The organism is Candidatus Palauibacter sp. (assembly GCF_965237495.1).
GTDB lineage: Bacteria > Gemmatimonadota > Gemmatimonadetes > Palauibacterales > Palauibacteraceae > Palauibacter.
Genome location: NZ_OZ250143.1, coordinates 1,860,800 through 1,876,351, shown reverse-complemented (window position 1 = coordinate 1,876,351; position 15,552 = coordinate 1,860,800). Strand labels below are relative to the sequence as shown.

General features: G+C 68.9%; 9 protein-coding genes and 1 riboswitch. Of the genes, 2 read left to right on the top strand and 7 right to left on the bottom strand.

The window, feature by feature from the left end:
• Positions 1–46: 46 nt before the first annotated feature.
• The 7 genes from ACPXY0_RS08225 to ACPXY0_RS08195 all read right to left on the bottom strand — a co-directional run bounded on the left by ACPXY0_RS08225 (position 47) and on the right by ACPXY0_RS08195 (position 9,761).
• Positions 47–985, bottom strand: a complete 939-nt coding sequence (locus ACPXY0_RS08225) for a PadR family transcriptional regulator (protein WP_423930626.1) — start codon at positions 983–985, stop codon at positions 47–49.
• A gap of 246 nt (positions 986–1,231) precedes the next feature.
• Positions 1,232–2,002, bottom strand: a complete 771-nt coding sequence (locus ACPXY0_RS08220; protein ID WP_423930135.1) for a VOC family protein — start codon at positions 2,000–2,002, stop codon at positions 1,232–1,234.
• Positions 1,999–2,778, bottom strand: coding sequence for an SDR family NAD(P)-dependent oxidoreductase (locus ACPXY0_RS08215; protein ID WP_423930133.1), 780 nt, complete (start codon positions 2,776–2,778; stop codon positions 1,999–2,001). The genes ACPXY0_RS08220 and ACPXY0_RS08215 overlap by 4 nt, the downstream gene beginning before the upstream one ends.
• Positions 2,775–4,898: a S9 family peptidase gene (locus ACPXY0_RS08210; RefSeq protein ID WP_423930131.1), complete on the bottom strand. Its 2,124-nt coding sequence runs from the start codon at positions 4,896–4,898 to the stop codon at positions 2,775–2,777. The genes ACPXY0_RS08215 and ACPXY0_RS08210 overlap by 4 nt, the downstream gene beginning before the upstream one ends.
• 4 nt (positions 4,899–4,902) lie before the next feature.
• Positions 4,903–5,715: a GNAT family N-acetyltransferase gene (locus ACPXY0_RS08205; RefSeq protein WP_423930129.1), complete on the bottom strand. Its 813-nt coding sequence runs from the start codon at positions 5,713–5,715 to the stop codon at positions 4,903–4,905.
• A complete protein-coding gene (menC, locus tag ACPXY0_RS08200) occupies positions 5,712–6,869 on the bottom strand; it encodes an o-succinylbenzoate synthase (protein WP_423930127.1) in 1,158 nt (385 codons plus the stop codon). Before menC ends, ACPXY0_RS08205 begins: the two co-directional genes overlap by 4 nt.
• 99 nt (positions 6,870–6,968) lie before the next feature.
• Positions 6,969–9,761, bottom strand: coding sequence for a DUF5916 domain-containing protein (locus ACPXY0_RS08195; protein ID WP_423930125.1), 2,793 nt, complete (start codon positions 9,759–9,761; stop codon positions 6,969–6,971).
• Between the two features lie 95 nt (positions 9,762–9,856).
• Positions 9,857–9,930: riboswitch (SAM riboswitch) on the top strand.
• A gap of 37 nt (positions 9,931–9,967) precedes the next feature.
• On the opposite strand from ACPXY0_RS08195, the gene metH reads away from it, so the two are divergent.
• Positions 9,968–13,711 (top strand): methionine synthase, encoded by a 3,744-nt coding sequence (gene metH, locus ACPXY0_RS08190; protein WP_423930123.1) that lies wholly within the window; start codon positions 9,968–9,970, stop codon positions 13,709–13,711.
• On the top strand, positions 13,708–15,552 hold the full coding sequence (locus ACPXY0_RS08185) for a bifunctional homocysteine S-methyltransferase/methylenetetrahydrofolate reductase (RefSeq protein WP_423930121.1): 1,845 nt from the start codon (positions 13,708–13,710) through the stop codon (positions 15,550–15,552). The genes metH and ACPXY0_RS08185 overlap by 4 nt, the downstream gene beginning before the upstream one ends.

The window sequence follows — 15,552 nt, the reverse complement described above, 5'->3', positions numbered from 1 at the left end:
TCTAGGTTGGGGAGCCGCTCTCGGGCTCCGCCCAAGCTGTGGCTTTCTAACCGCTAAGACCGGCGGAGGCGTGTCCTCTTCTGTCCGACCGGGCTAAGCGCGGCGGTCTCCCGCTGCGGAGTCTCCGGGCCGCCTCCACATATTCCTCGAGGCTGATCCGTCCATCGAGATAGCGGCGCTGGAGCCGGGCGAACGCGGGGTCTGACGCGTCTGACATCGCTCCGTCACTCCGGTGTACCCGGCCCCGCGCCGGCCGAGATGTCCGGTTCCGGACGCTTCGTCGGAGTCGAGCGCGGGCTTCAGGGCTGACAACCCCAAACATATCCTCTCCCAGGCTCTTCAAATCGGCCGCGCATTGCGCCATCAGGCCTGGTCCCGCCTGCCGACCGGGGACGACCCCGCGTCGCAGCCGTCGTTCCAGTTTGGTCAGGGCCCGCCACAAATCAGCCCGGCTCCATCCCCGCGACCGCGTGAGGCGACGGTAGAACGCCAAAACGATGATCCCCAGGAATGCCAATTCGAGCATGATTCGGACCTCCCGGGATGCTGCGGGACTCGGTTCCGGCCACGCGGTCTCGATTTCGCGGGCGGCGCGGTCGAGAATCGCCTTGACTCTCGCCAGGGTCTCGGGATCACCCTGCCCGCCCGTCGCCCGTTCGAAGCTGACCTGGGCGAGGTGGATGAAGGAGCGCGTGACCTCGCGCATTGCCGACCCGGTGAACCGTTCGCCCATGTTCACGAAACGGCCGAAGATGTCGCGCGTTCTGGAGCCGTGTTCGTCGAGAAAGGCGCGACCCTCGGCCGTGAGCCGATAGACGCGCTTGCCGTCCTCCTGGGTCGAGGACACGTATCCCTGATCCTCGAGCAGCTGCAGGGTGGGGTAGACGGAGCCCGGGCTCGGGGTATAGAGCCCGCCCGACTCCTCCTCCAGCCGCCGCATGAGTTCGTAGCCGTGCATGGGCTCGTCGGAGAGAAGTCTGAGCAGGACGAACTTGAGGTCGCCCTTCCGAACGATGCGCCGTTTGGGGCCGAACCCGCTGGCGCCGGTGAAGCGGAAGACGCCGGGGCCCGCAGCAGTTCGCCCATGCGCCGAAACCGTCCCGATTCGTAAACATCACGCTCTCCTCGTTCCGACTGGTCTCGATATATCGAAACATACTACGATATATCGGAACGAGTCAAGCGTTCGGTGGCGCGAACCCAGGAGCGGGGCGCCGGGCCCGGAACGGCGTCAGCTCGCGGTCGGAGCGGGCTCCCAGAGTTCGACCCGGGCGCCGACGGGGTCCACGATCCAGGCGAACTTTCCGTAGTCGTAGGACTCGATGTTCGGATCGACCCACACACCTGCCGCGCGCAGCCTCTCCACGAATCCGTCGAGATCCGCCACGCGCAGGTTGAGCATGAAGGGGTGCGGGCTGCGCTCCCCCCGGGAGTCAAAGTAGGTGGTGTCCGAAGGGAAGACTTCCCAGGCCGTGAACGTCTCGCTCCCGTCTGGTGAACTGGCCGGGAACGTAACGTATCCGTCAGGCCCCGGACGGATCCCGAGCTTCGCGTACCACGTCTTCAGCGAGGCCGGGTCGGGCGAGCGGAAGAAGACGCCCCCGATCCCCTGCACCCGCCCGTGGTCGACGGAACGTCCGGGCGGTTCGACCGCCTCCAGGAGTTCCACCCGCTGGCCGTTCGGATCGATGATCCCCCCGCCCCGACCGTGCTGAATCGTCAGGTCGTCGCCGCCTGCGCGCAGTGTATCGGCCAGCGTCTCGAGGTCGCGAACCCGGTAGCGAACCATGAACGGCTGTGTACCGGGGTGGAAGGACGAGGTGGTCTCGTCGAGGAAATCGAGATGGCTGACGGCGAGCCTTCCGCTGTCGGCCTCACGCCAGAAAAAACGTGCGCCCTCACCCTCGGAGAACCGGAGCCCGAGGTGGTGGTGGTACCATTCGCGGACGTGAACCGGGTCCCGACAGGCGATGAAGAGTCCGGCGATCCCTGCGACGCTCATCCCCCGTCGCGGTGGATGTGGTGTATGCTGCCCTGGCTGTTCGAGAGGACGATGACGTCGGCCACGTTGATGTGGGGTGGGGCGTTGAGCACGAAGGAGACCACCTCCGCTACGTCCTCCGGTCGAAGGGGATGCGTGCCCTCGTACACCGCCCGGGCGCGTGCAGCGTCGCCGCCGAAGCGGACGAGGGAGAACTCGGTCTCGACCATTCCGGGGTTGACCCCCGACACGCGAACCCCCGTACCCAGGACGTCGAGGTTCGACCCCTCGGTGAGCGCCTGGACGGCGTACTTCGAGGCGCAGTAGACGCTCCCGCCCGGGTAGACCTGCCGGCCCGCGATGCTCCCGATATTGACCACATGGCCCGAGTCCCGCGCGACCATGGCCGGCAGGAAGGCGCGCGTCACGAACAGCAGCCCCTTCACGTTCGTGTCGATCATGCGGTTCCAGTCGTCGACCTCGGCGTCCTGAACGAGCGCCATGCCCGCGGCGAGCCCGGCGTTGTTGATGACGATGTCGGGCGCCCCGGTCTCGGCCATGAGCCGGTCCGCCTCGGCCACCACGGCCTCGTGATCGCGGACATCGACGACACCGGTCTGCACGTTCACCCCGGTGGTCGAGGCGATCTCCTCCGCCAGCTGTGCGAGCCGGTCCGAGCGGCGGGCCCACAGCACGAGGTTCGCGCCATCGCGGGCCATCCGGCGCGCGATGGCCTCGCCGATCCCCGCGCTGGCCCCGGTGACGAGCGCGAGTTGCCCCGCGATGCGGGCCGTCAAGGCCTCGCGCCTCCCGCGTTTGCCGACTCGCCGAGATGCGCCTCCAGGAACGCCGCCGCGCGCTCGAAAGCCTCGAGCCAGTTCCGGTGCAGGAGGAAACCGTGCACCTCGTCGGGGAAGACGAGCTGCTCGACTTCGACGCCGCGCGAGCGGAGCGACTCGACCAGGTCCACGGACTCGGAGAAGGGCACGTTGCGGTCGTCGTCACCGTGGATCAAAAGCACCGGAGAGCGCCAGCCGTCGATCCAGGCCATGGGGGAAGACTCGAAGGCGAGCCGCGCGAAGGCTTCTCGCGTCTCGGGCTGGTAGGACGGCACGAAGTTGCGGATGACGACGTTCCAGTCGTGTACGCCGTGGATGTCGACCCCGGCCGCGAACACGTCGGAGTTCCGAGCGAGCCCGAGCGCCGTGAGGTAGCCGCCGTAGGAGCCGCCCCAGAGCGCGATCCGGTTCGGGTCGACGTCGTCGCGCTCGGCGAGGTAGTGGCCCGCCGCGATCACGTCCCTGTACTCGCTGGCCCCGCGCGCCCCGTAGTTCAGCGCCTCCCGGAAATCGAGGCCGTAGCCCGTGCCGCTGCGATAGTTCACCGATAGGACGACGTAGCCGCGGCTCGCGAGGTACTGGTTCAGCGCGTAGGTGTTGTGGTAGTAGCGCAGGTAATGCCAGCCGAGCAGCATCTGACGCCTCGACCCGCCGTGGAAGAAGATGGCGGCGGGCCGGCGCCCCTCCGCGCCGGCGGAGGGAAGGAAGAGCTGCCCGTGGATGAGCATCCCGTCCTCTGAGCGGAACATGACCTGTTGCGGTTCCACAAGGCTCTCGAACGGGAAGCTGTCCGGCATGAAGGCGTCCATGAGCGGCCGCCGCTCCCCTCCCGTCTGGACCTCGGCGTGGGCCGGCGTCCGCCCGTCGGAAGCGATGAAGCCCAGTACGCCGTCCGCCGTCACGGCGGGGCTCCACTCGATACCGGTTCCCGAAGTGAGGGCCTCGGGCGTTCCCCCGGGGGCCACGCGCCACAGGTGCCGTCGGTCGATATCGCCCTCGTTGGATGAGAAATAGACGGATTCTCCGTCGGGCGCGGGGAGTACGTATTCCACCTCGAAATCACCCGGCGTGAGGTGCGTCGCCTGGCCGCCCGCCACCGGGACCGAGTACAGATGTTGCCAGCCCGTGCGCTCCCACGGGAACACGAAATGGTCCGAGGCGAGCCACACCAGCGCGGGTCCGCTCACGCCCTGGAAGGCGCTGCCGCTGCCCGGCAGCGCGCGCCACGCTTCGCGCGCCGTCCCCGTCTCGAGGTCGGCCACGCGGATGGACCAGGGGAGGGCGCTGCGGATGGGCGAGAACGGGAGTCGTCCCCCCTCGTTGGGGATGCGGATGAAGGCGATCCGGGTTCCGTCCGGAGACCACACGGGGTCGCCGTCCCGGTCCAGACTCGGGTTCAGATAGCGGACGGATCGGTCGTCGAGCCCGAATACGCCGACGAACGCGTGATCGCCGCGGTTACTCACGAAGGCCAGCCGGTCCCCCTCTGGAGACCAGGTGAGCGACCCCGCACTGCCGCGGATGCGGAGAAGGGAGCCCGCGGGCTCCGACCCGTCGAGCGTCACGGTGTAGACCTGCCCGCGGTTCAGGAACGCGACGGTTCGGCCATCGGGGGAGATGGCGGGTGACGTCCCTTCCGCGAGCGGCCCGGCGGCGCCATCGAGGGACGCGACCCACACCATCCGGCTCGCCGGCTCCGGCTCGGAGCGCGGATTCGGGATTTCCCCGGCGCGGTTCGGCCCGCCGCCGCGCACGAAAACGATCTGACGCCCGTCCGGCGTGAACCGCAGTTGCGACAGATCCTGTCCGTCGTCCTCGGACCAGGCCGCAAGCTGACGGCCGACGAAATCGGGCCCTTCGGCGACCCAGATGCCGCGGGCGCCGCGGTCGTACCCGACCCAGGCGAAGGCCGAGCCCGAGGGCGCGGCGACGAGATCCGTCGCGAAGGGGGCGGAGAGGATGTCCTCGACGGTGTACGGCGTCTGGGCTTCCGCACCGGCCGCGGCGAGGGACGCGAGGAAGGCCCACATCCCGGCGGTGGCCGCCTGCGTGCGCCGCGAACTCTGCGCCTGGCTCATGGCGTCAGTTCCGACGCAGGACGTAGAAGCAGCGATCCGCCGCGAGGTTCGCGACCAGGCTCTGCACTTCATATCCCCTCCTGAGATAGGTCAAGACCGCGTCGCGCACGGTCTCGCGCCACCTTGTCAGCGCTCCGTCGGGGGGCAGCGATTCGACATTCGCCGGAATCTCGACGAACACCTCCTCACCCCCGGGCAGTCCGTCGCCCGCCCCCTGTATTCCGTCCGGCCGCGGCACGACGTGGGCCGGATCCGGCAACGGAACCGCGAGACGGCCGGCGGACCTCGCGGATCCCTCCTCGAGCGCCCGGCGGGTCTCCGGTCCGTCGAGATCCCACCGGACTATGAACCGGTCGGTATCGCCCCCGGCGTGCAAGGGGCTCCCCGTATCCGAGCCGTACATGTTCGGCACGTAGCGAAGCACCGTCGCGCCGAGCCGGTTCAGGTTCACATGCGCGTTGCGGGCCACCATGGGGTCGTAGGTCCAGAAGATGGTGCCGATCCCGCTCGAGAGGACAGCCTCGCGCTGACACAGCTTCAGCTCCCGGCCCAGCCCGCCCCCGCGCGCGGACGGATGAACGGCCAGCATGTGGGACCAGTGCGCCTCGTTGCCTTCGAAACGCCCGAGAAGCGAATAGACGAAACCGATGAGACGGTCCTCCTCGAACGCTCCTCCCGCGAAGCCGCCGATCTTCTGCGATACCTGCAGGACGGACGCGGGCACGATGTCCGCGAACCCCTCCCCCCAGGTCGTTCGCTGGAGGCGGACGCACGCGCGCAGGTCGTCGAGCGTCTCCAGCGGGCGGAACTCGGTCACGACGGGACGCCGGGGGCGGCCGCGGCGAACGTCTCGGACCGGCGCGTGAGCGCCTCGACGCGTTCGGTGTCCACTTCGACGCCGAGGCCCGGCCGGTCGCGGGGCACGGTCACGAAGCCGTCCGAGCTCATCGTCCATTCGGGCGTCACGATGTCCCGCGTCCAGTAGCGGGCGCTCGGCGACAGGTCACCGGGGAGTTCGAAGTTCGGCATCGAGGCGAGGGCGACGTTGTAGGCCCGGCCGATCCCGCTCTCCAGCATGCCGCCGCACCAGACCGGGACGTCGGCGTCCCGGGAGATGTCGTGGATCCGCCGGGCGCTCCGGAACCCGCCGACCCGCCCCGGCTTGATGTTCACGATCCGGCCGCTCCCGAGCGCGAGCATGTCCTCGCAGGTGGCCGGGTCGACGATCGATTCGTCGAGGCAGAGCGGGGTGTCGATCCGTTCCTGGAGTCGCGCGTGGCGCACGAGGTCTCCGGCCGCGAGCGGCTGCTCGATCATGATGAGGTCGAACGCGTCCAGCCTCGCCAGGTGGTCCGCATCCTCCAGCGTGTAGGCCGCGTTCGCGTCGACGGCGAGCGGGGTCTGCGGCCCCAGGGCCTCGCGGACGGCGGCGACGTACTCGAGGTCCTTCTCGGGACTGATCTTGAGCTTGACCTTTCTGTAGCCCTGATCGACCGCCTGCCTCGCCTTCGCCACGAGGTCCGCGGGCGAGGCCTGGAGACCGATGGAAATCCCCGTCGGGACCCGGCTCCGCGTCCCGCCCACGAGCCGGGAGAGAGAGACCCCCGCAGCCTCCGCGGCCAGTCCCCAGACTCCCATCTCGATCGCCGCCTTGGCCATCGGATGCCCCTGCACCCCGTCGTCCAGAAGGGCCTTCACGACCCCCGGCCCTTCGATCTCCCGCCCGAGGATCCGGGGCAGAAGCCAGAGCCGCAGCGCGAGCCATGCGGTGTCCACCGTCTCGGGGGAGTAGTTGGGAAGGTCGCCGCAGACGCACTCCGACCAGGCCGTGACGCCGCTTTCGTCGCGGAGTTCGAGCAGGAGGATGCGGCGATTCTCCATCCATCCCGACGAAATGACGAACCGCTCCTTCAGGGGCAGTTCGATCTCTCGCAGCGTCACCTCGACCAGGCGCAGTGGGCTTGTCGGCAAGGATTCGTCTCCGGGCGGGAACAGGCCGTCAGCGGCAGCGAAACATCCGCTCCGCCAACCTGCACCCCCAATCAGCCCGGCGCGAGGCGCTCGGCGGGATCAGATCGAAAGGTAGTGGCTCACCTTTACGATGAAGACGTTCTCCGCCGGCGCCAGGAACAACCCCTCGAGGTCTCGGTTGATGTTGAAGTTGCCGAGCAGGACGCTCTCGCGGCGGGCGTGCTGCCACACGAGGAAGATTTCCGAACCGGGGCGGTATTCCCAGCGGAACACCGCGTTGCCGCGCAGCGAACGGACGTTGAAGTCGCGGTCCCGGGTCGAGTAGTCCAGCGCGCCGTCGCCGTTGAAGTCGAAATAGCGCACGCCGTCGAAGGCGCAGGTCGTACCGTCCGTGCATCCCGTGACGACGCCGTTGAAGCGGTAGGCCCGCCCCTCGGCGTGGTCGAGGAAATCAAACGATCCGGCGGTGGCGAGCTGCCGGTAGCCGCGATAGTCGCCCGAGGAGAGCAGAGGCTGCGCATAGAGCTGGAGGCTCAGGTCGGGCGTGAAGGACACGTTCAGACGGGTCTCCATCGAGAAACTCGTCCGCTGGAGGTCGCCGAACAGATACCGCGTACCGTACGTCGGCCTGTACGTCAGGGTCTCCGTCCGGGTCACGTACTGGGCCCCGTCCCGGCTATTCGAGTAGTTCGGGCCCAGGGAAAATCGCCAGTTGGGAACCGGGCGGAACGAGAAGTTCAAGCCGGTACTGAAGTCATGCCCACGTCCCTGTGCCGCCATGCGGTAGGAGAAACGCGGCGACACGTGGAAGGCCCGGCTCCGATCCGTGTTCGCGTCCAGGCGGACGTTGAACTCCGCGGGTTCCGTCATGAGCGGACCCCCGCGCGTCTGCGTATCGGACTGGCTCTCGGGGGAATACGAGAGGTTGAGGTTGAGACCCCAGTTGTTCAGGAAGGTGAACCTCCCGCTCATCCACGCGGCGCCCGTGTCGTAGGACCGCCGCCAGTACTCCGGATCCCGCACTTCTTCGAGCAGCGAATGGCGGAAGTTGTGGTAGCTGAAGAGGCTTATGTTGTAGTTGCGGAACAGATCGCCGGGGGTGATGTTCCGATAGCTGATGCGCGCGCCCACATCGAGCCGTTCCCCGCTGGTCAGGAACCCGAAGTCGTTGACCTCGAAGCCGGGGGTCTGCTGTCCCAGCCATGTGCCCCACGTCCAGTGCTCGCCCTCCTTCTCGATCTGCACGCGCCAGTCGCTCCCGAACATGGAGGTGGCGGTGGAGTCGACCGAGAGGTAGCTGGCGTCGGGACGCTGGAAGTAGTGGGTCGGATTTCGCTGCAGCCGCAGGAGCGCCTCGTTCGACCCCCGGACCAGGCTGCCCGAGTAGAAGCCCCACAGACGATAGTCGCGGCCGCGCCGTCCGCCCCACTGATGCTCGAAGTCGAGGCCGAAGCTGTACGCCTGCGAGGGGAGGAAATCGAACGATGCGTCGCCCGGAAGTTCGCGTTTCAGGCCGGTGCCGATGACGCCGATCTTGCTCGCGCCGCCGCGGAAGTCCTGCTGAAGCCGCAGCACGGCGTGCTCGGTCTGCGGCTCCGCCACGAACCGTCCCAGGGAATCCGGCCCCGCGAAGTACGCCTGCCCCATCTCCTGCCCGGTCACCGCCGCCAGCGCGCCGAGGGAGAGACCGCCCTGCGTCCGGCCCGTCAGCTTCGCCGCCCCGAGGATGGACGTCAGATGCGGCGCATCGCGGTAGTCTGCCTCGTAGGGCCCGAATCCTCGCGGTTCCCGCCCGATCCGGCGACTGAAGAAGAGCGCCTTGCCGCCGCCCATCCGGCCGCCACGCGAGCCGGCGAAAGTGAAGATCTGCGCGTCCCGCACGAAGAAGGGGCGTTTTTCCGGGAAGAAGGTCTCGAAGGCGGTGAGGTTGATGACCTCGGGGTCCACTTCGACCTGGCCGAAGTCCGGATAGACTGTCGCGTCGAGGCTGAAAGCGGAGCCGATTCCCATGCTCAGGCCCAGACCCCCGCGCGGCTCCATCTCGCTGCCGTCGAACAACGGGTTTCCGGCGTCGGCGGGCGCCGTGTGGTACTGGGACACGGCGAACGGCCGCACCTCGAACCGCCGGTTCGAGCGCGCGAGCTGGAGCCCGTCGATCGTGCCGAACTGGCTCACGCGTCCCCGGGCCGTGCGCGACTGGAGGGCGAAATAGTCCGTCTCGTTCGTCTCGAGACGCTGTCGCGCGAAGTTGATCCCCCAGGTCTGCACGCCGGGGCGAGCTTCGTAGCGGATCTGCGAGAGCGGGATCCGCATCTCGACCGTCCACCCGCGGTCGTCGACCTGCACCGAGGAGTCCCAGATCGCGTCCCAGTTCACGTCTTCCTGGGTATCGCCGAACAGGTACCGGTCGGTCTCGGCCCCGGCGGCGCTGACCTCGAACTCGTAACCGGTCAGCCCGTCACGGTTCGGATCGAGCGAGAGCTTGAAGGAGTCGAAGGAACCGCGTTCATCCCGGCGGGTGAGGCGCGCCCGGATCACCCTCGGGTCGCTCTCGTACAGGCGGGCGGCGACGTAGATCGCGCCGTCGTCGAACACGACGCGGACCTCGGTCGGCTGGGACGGCTCGGCGCCCTCCAGCGGCACTCCCTGGACGAAGTCGGTGATGATGGGGGCCGGCTGCCACGCGGGATCGTCGAGCCGGCCATCGATCGAGAGTTCGCCCTCGCGGCGTACCGCCTCCACGGCAGCGGGGGCCCCGCTGAAGACGGTCGCCACGGCCGCGGTCGGCGAGAGCGACGGTTCCTGCGCCGAAAGCCCCCACCCCGCCCCTGTTATCGCCAGAACCGCGAGGGCGAACGCCACGCGGCCCGCTTCACGTCGTCGCTTTTCCATATGAGGCGAAACACGTCCCTTCGTCCGGCTGTTTAACCGCGTGCGCGTATTCGGTTTCGTCGGCATGGCGGGTGCGCTAGTTTTCGCCCGCCGGAAAATCCGGCCGTGGTGATTTGAGGCAGCTTGCAGCCACGCTAAACAATCGCTAAAGAGCCACGCCCCGGGCGCGATCTTTGGCGACCGGGATTTTTTTGGGCGTGAGGTCCGTGGCCAACAGTCGTGAGTCGCGCAGCGTACAGATCCGGGAGGCGCTCAAGGGGCGCATCCTGATCATGGACGGTGGCACCGGGACGATGATCCAGCGCCTCGGCCTCGATGAGACGGCCTACCGCTCGGGCCCCCTCGCCGACCACGATCGTCCCCTGGCCGGCAACCACGACGTGCTGTGCCTGACCCGGCCCCGGGATATCGCGTCGCTTCACCGCGCGTACCTGGAGGCCGGCGCCGACTTCATCACGACGAACACCTTCAACGCGCAGGCCATCTCCCAGGCAGATTACGGTATCTCCCCGGAGCACGGGAACGCCCGCCTCATCCACGACCTGAATGTAGCGGCCGCGAGGATCGCCCGGAGGGAGGCGGACCGCGCGACGCGGCTGGATCCGTCGCGGCCGCGGTTCGTGCTCGGGAGCATGGGGCCGACCAACCGGACGGCCTCGCTCTCGCCCGACGTGGAGAACCCGGCCTTCCGCGCGGTCTCTTTCGACGAACTGGCCCGCGCCTATCGCGCCCAGGCGGAAGGGCTCATCGAAGGGGGCGCCGACGTGCTGCTCGTGGAGACCGTGTTCGACACGCTGAACGGGAAGGCCGCCATCTTCGGCATCCTCGAACTCGCCGCGGAGCGGGGCGAGGCCATCCCCATCGCGGTCTCCGGCACGATCACGGATCTGTCGGGGCGTACGCTGTCCGGCCAGACCGTGGAGGCGTTCTGGCTCTCGGTCCGCCACGCGGATCCGATCTTCGTCGGGCTCAACTGCGCGCTCGGTGCGGCGGAACTGGACCCGTACGTGGCGGAACTGGCCACCGTCGCCGACGTACCGGTGAGCTGCCACCCGAACGCGGGACTGCCGAACGAGTTCGGCGGTTACGACGATACGCCCGAACACATGTCCGACCTGTTGGGCGACTTTGCGGACCGGGGGCTCCTCAACGTAGCGGGTGGGTGCTGCGGCACCGGGCCCGAGCATATCCGGGCCATGGCGGAGCGGATGGACGGAGCGCGCCCCCGGCGGATCCCGGTGCTCGATCCGCTGCCCCGGTTCTCGGGTCTCGAGCCGCTGGTGATCCGGCCGGACACGCTGTTCGTCAATATCGGGGAGCGCACCAACGTCACGGGCTCGGCCCGGTTCAGGCGCCTGATTCGGGAGGACGCGTTCGACGAGGCGGTCGAGGTGGCGCGGGACCAGGTGCTCAACGGCGCGCAGCTGCTCGATGTGAACATGGACGAAGGGCTGCTCGACTCCGAAGCCACCATGACCCGGTTCCTGAACCTGATCGCGGCGGAGCCCGACATCGCGCGCGTGCCGCTGGTCGTCGACTCCTCGCGCTGGGAGGTGATCGAGGCCGGGCTCAAGTGCGTCCAGGGCAAGGCCATCGTCAACTCGATTTCACTCAAGGAAGGGGAAGCGGTCTTCCTTGAGCAGGCGGCCCTTATCCGGCGCTACGGGGCCGGCGTCATCGTCATGGCCTTCGACGAACGGGGTCAGGCCGACACGGTCGATCGCAAGCTGGACATCTGCCACCGGGCCTGGAACCTCCTGCTCGGCACCGGCTTCCGGTCGGAGGAGATCATCTTCGATCCCAACGTATTCGCCGTGGGCACCGGCATGGAGGAGCACGACGAATACGGGATCGCCTTCATCGAATCGGTGCGCCGCATCAAGCGCGAGCTGCCCGGAGCGTCGACCAGCGGCGGAATCAGCAACATCTCCTTCTCCTGGCGGGGGAACGACCAAGTACGCGAAGCCGTGCACACGGCGTTTCTGTACCATGCGATCGCGGCCGGCCTCGACATGGGGATCGTCAACGCCGGCCGGCTCCCCCTGTACGACGACATCGCCCCCGAACTTCTCGAGGCGGTGGAAGATGTGCTGCTCGCCCGGCGTCCCGACGCGACGGAGCGGCTCACGGATCTCGCCGGGCGGATCGGCGAACAGGGGGTGCGGACCCGGGTGGACGACGCCTGGCGGTCATGGGGCGTCGAGGAGCGGCTCGAGCACGCGCTCGTGGAAGGGATCGTCGAGCATATAGAGGAGGACGCCGAGGAGGCCCGTCTCGGGTACGACCGCGCGCTCGACGTGATCGAGGGTCCGCTGATGGCCGGAATGAACCGGGTGGGCGACCTGTTCGGCAGTGGCCGCATGTTCCTGCCGCAGGTGGTGAAATCCGCGCGCGTCATGAAGCGGGCCGTGGCGTTTCTCGTCCCCCACCTCGAGGCGGAAAAGCAGGCCACCGCTGAAGGGAGGCGTGCGGCCGCGGCAAGAAAGGGGAAGGGGACGATCCTCCTCGCCACGGTCAAGGGAGACGTGCACGACATCGGGAAGAACATCGTCGGCGTGGTGCTGGAGTGTAACGGCTACGACACGTTGGACCTCGGTGTCATGGTGCCTCCGGAGCGGATCCTCTCGGAGGCCCGGTCGCATGACGTGGACTTCATCGGCCTGAGCGGTCTCATCACGCCGTCGCTGGACGAGATGGTGCGCGTGGCGAGCGAGATGGAACGGCAGGGGTTCGAGGTGCCGCTCCTGATCGGCGGGGCCACGACCTCGCGGAAGCACACCGCCGTGAAGATCGAGGAACGGTACTCCGGCGCGACGGTGCACGTTCTAGACGCGTCCAGGGCCGTCGGGGTGGTGGGGAAGCTGCTGAGCGACGACCGGAGGACCGCGTTCGTCGAGGAGACACGGGCCGAGTACCGGCGCATCCGCGCCGAGTTCAGGGACCGGCGGAGGCCCCTCGCCTCTCTCACGGGGGCCCGCGGGAACCGGCTTGCGATCGACGAGCGGGTGCCGATTGCGGCTCCCCGCGAGTTGGGGGTTCGCGTCTTTGATCCGTTCCCGCTCGGGGACCTGCTCGACTACATCGACTGGACGCCATTCTTCCAGGCGTGGGAGATGAAGGGCCGCTTCCCGGGTCTGCTCGATGATCCGGTGCGGGGCGCGGCGGCGCGCGAATTGTACGACGATGCCCGGCGGCTCCTGGATCGCATCGTGCGCGACGGGTCGCTGACGGCCCGGGCGGCCGCGGGGCTGTATCCGGCGAATGCCCGCGGCGACGACATCGTCCTCTTTTCGGCCGATCGCGGTCGCGAACTGCTGACCGTGCCGCATCTCCGGCAGCAGATGGACCGGTCGTCGGGTCCGAACGTCTGTCTGGCCGACTTCGTTGCCCGGGAATCGAGCGGCGTGGCGGACTGGAGCGGAGGGTTCGCGGTCACCGCCGGGATCGGGCTCGAGGCGCTGTGCGCGCGCTTCGAGGCGGAGGTGGACGACTACGGGAGCATCCTCGCCAAATCGCTCGCCGACCGTCTGGCCGAGGCGCTGGCCGAACGCCTGCACGAGATCGTGCGGACGGAGCTGTGGGGGTACGCGCCGCAAGAGAAGCTCGACAACGCGGCGCGGATCGCGGGGGCGTACGCCGGGATCCGGCCGGCGCCGGGATATCCCGCCTGTCCCGACCATTCGCAGAAGGCGCTGCTGTTCGATCTGCTCGGCGTGGAGCGGCGTCTCGGAATCTCGCTCACGGAGAACTACGCGATGCTGCCGACCGCATCGGTGAGCGGGTGGTACTTCGCGCGGCCGGAGGCGCGGTACTTCGGTCTGGGCCGCATCGGTCGCGACCAGGTGGAGGACTACGCGGAGCGGAGCGGGGTCTCGCTCGAGGAGGCGGAGCGGCGGCTGTCGCCCAACCTCGCCTACGACCGCGAGGTCCCGCTGGAGGCAGCGAGATGAGCGCGCGGCTGCGGGAGTGGATCGAGGGGGACGCCGTCCGTGTCATCGATGGCGCGATGGGCACCGTTCTGTACGAACGCGGCGTGTTCGTCAACCAGTGCTACGACGAGCTGAACCTTACGCGGCCCGATCTGGTCCTCGGGGTGCACGCGGATTACGTGCGCGCCGGGGCGCAGCTGATCGAGACGAACACCTTCGGCGCGAACCCGGTCAAGCTGGAGGCGTTCGGCCTCGACGGCTCCACGGAGGAGATCAACGTGGCGGCCGCGCGGCTCGCCCGGCAGGCGGCCGGCGAGCGGGCGGAGGTGCTGGGGGCGATCGGGCCGCTCGGCATCCGGATCGAGCCGTGGGGCCCCACCTCCGTCGACGAGGCCGCGGCGCTGTTCGGTCGCCAGGTCGCCGGCCTCGCGGAAGGCGGCGTGGACGGCTTCATCCTCGAGACGTTCTCCGACCTCGACGAACTGCTGCAGGCGCTGCGAGCGGTGCGGCGCGTGGCGGGGGACGCGCCGGTGTTCGCCCAGATGACGTTCGGCGACGAGGGCTACACGGCGTACGGCGCGCCCGTCGAGGCGGCGGCGCGGACGCTGGACGAAGCGGGGGCGGACGTGATCGGGCTCAACTGCTCGGTGGGGCCGTCCGCCATGCTGTTCGGGATCGAGCGCATGGTGGCCGCCGCGGAGCGTCCCGTCTCGGCGCTGCCCAACGCAGGGCTGCCGCGCGACATCGGCGACCGGAAGATCTACCTCGCGAGCCCGGAGTACATGGCCCGGTACGCGCGGCGCATGGCCGAGGCCGGGGCCCGCTTCGTGGGGGGCTGCTGTGGCACCGGGCCCGAGCACACGCGTCTGACGGCGACGCTGCTCGGGACGAACTCGCACGAGCCGGTGCGGGTGGCGGTCGCCCAGCCGACCGAACCGGGCGGCGACCCCGCCCCCGACCCGCCACCGCTGGCCGACCGCTCGGCTCTTGGCCGCCGACTGGCCGCGGGCGAGTTCGTCCGCGCGGTAGAGGTTACGCCGCCGCACGGGTGGGACCCGAGCGAGCTGCTGGCGGGCGCCCGCCGCCTCCGCGACTCCGGGGTGCACACCGTCCACATCGTCGACGGTCCCGCGCACCGGAGCCGGATCGCATCGCTGCCCGCCGCCATCGTCATCGAACGCGAACTGGGCATCGAGACCGTCCCGCACTACAGCTGCCGCGACCGCAACATGCTCGGCATGCTGAGCGATCTCCTCGGAGCCGCGGCGGCCGGTCTCCGCAACCTGCTGCTCATCACCGGCGATCCGCCGCGCGGCGGCCCCTACGACACCGGCGGCGTGTACGACATCGACAGCATCGGCCTCACGAATGTCGTACGGCAGTTGAACCTCGGACTCGATCCGGGCGGGAGTTCGATCGGCTCCCCCACCTCGTTCGTGAAGGGTGTGGCCGTGAACCCGGGCGCCCTCGATCCGGAAGAGGAGATCCGCCGCTTCGCCTGGAAGGCGGAGGCGGGCGCGGACTTCGCGGTCACCCAGCCGGCGTTCGACCCTGAGGCGTTCCTCGCCTTCGTTCGCACGATCGAGGAGTTCGGCGTCCCGATCCTCGTCGGCCTGTGGCCCCCGCTCTCACTGGAGAACGCGGAGTTCCTGGCCCATGAGGTGCCCGGTGTCGACGTGCCCGCAAGCGTCCTCGAACGGATGTCCCGCGCCCAAGGCCAGGGGGCGGAGGCGGCTGACCGCGAGGGCATCGCCGTCGCGTGCGAGATCCTGCATGCCGTCCGCCCCCACGTAGCCGGCGCTCTGGTGAGCACCCCCGGCGGTCAGGTCGACCGCGCCGCCGCCGTGCTACGTGACCTGTAG